We start from the raw sequence: 1,071 nt of genomic DNA on the forward strand, positions 1-1,071 counted from the left end.
ATCTTTTATTAGGTTTAAGTCTAAATCAATTTTTTCTCTTTCAAGTTTGAATTTATAATCAATGCTTCTTTTTTGATATTCTAAATCATTGATTTTTAATTCATATTCATAAGATATTTTTCCCATTTCTTCAAGCTGTGCATCTGTTAGATATATACCAGCGTTTCTGCAAATTCTGTATATATCACCTCTAGGACCGCCCATAGCCCTTGGCATAGCTCTTTCTCTTGGTCCTGGTGCAGGCGGAACATCACCACCTCTTGGAGCAGGCGGCTGAGCAAATGCCAATGCTGATACTAATGTTAATATAMATGTAGATAATAATAATTTTGATTTCATTTCTAGTAACTCCTGTTTTGTTTTTGTATTATRTTAGACGAAGTTATAGTTACTAAAGTTCCCAAGTAATAATTAAAAATRCAATTATTTTTATAAAGTTATATATAAAATRTTGATTTTTTTATATATTAAATTATCATTATTATATAATGAATTATAGTTATTATAATTTATTAAATTTTTTATAGCGGAGTGTATAAATTATGGGAAAATTAGGAAGAGTTTTATGGTTAGTATTTGGAATATTACTTATTATATCAGGYATAGCTACTATATTTAATCCGGCAGAAACAGTATTGTTATTAGCATATATAATAGGMTTTTTAACAATATTCTCTGGAATAAGCACTATATTTTATTTTTTCAGTTTAAGACATTTATCAAGTTCTCTTTTAATTTTAGCAGATGGTATAATAACAACTATATGTGGTATTATAATTATATCTAATCTCACAATCAGCGGTGCATTTATACCATATATGGTTTCATTTTTTGTAATAGTGAGAGGYGTTATTGCTATATCTTCTTCTATAGAATTAAAAAAAGAAGGYTACAGCAAATGGGGACTATCATTATTTAGCGGAGTATTAACATTATTAGCTGGAATTGTATTAGCATTCAATCCTATACTTGGTGCTGTTTATGTTAGTGTAGTTATTGGAATTGGTTTAATACTTTATGGTATTGTTACTTTGCAGCTTTGGTTTGCTTATGGCAATTTCTTTAAGGACT

2 protein-coding genes are annotated in these 1,071 nt (G+C 27.7%); one reads left to right on the forward strand and one right to left on the reverse strand.

The window, feature by feature from the left end:
* Positions 1 to 339: hypothetical protein (locus GQX97_RS12340; protein ID WP_157152220.1), on the reverse strand; the 339-nt coding region annotated here is incomplete at its 3' end.
* Between the two features lie 203 nt (positions 340 to 542).
* Here GQX97_RS12340 and GQX97_RS12345 point away from each other — a divergent pair.
* On the forward strand, positions 543 to 1,071 hold a 529-nt coding region (locus GQX97_RS12345), incomplete at its 3' end, for an HdeD family acid-resistance protein (RefSeq protein WP_013243331.1).

Origin of the sequence: Brachyspira sp. SAP_772, assembly GCF_009755885.1 — a bacterium.
GTDB lineage: Bacteria > Spirochaetota > Brachyspiria > Brachyspirales > Brachyspiraceae > Brachyspira.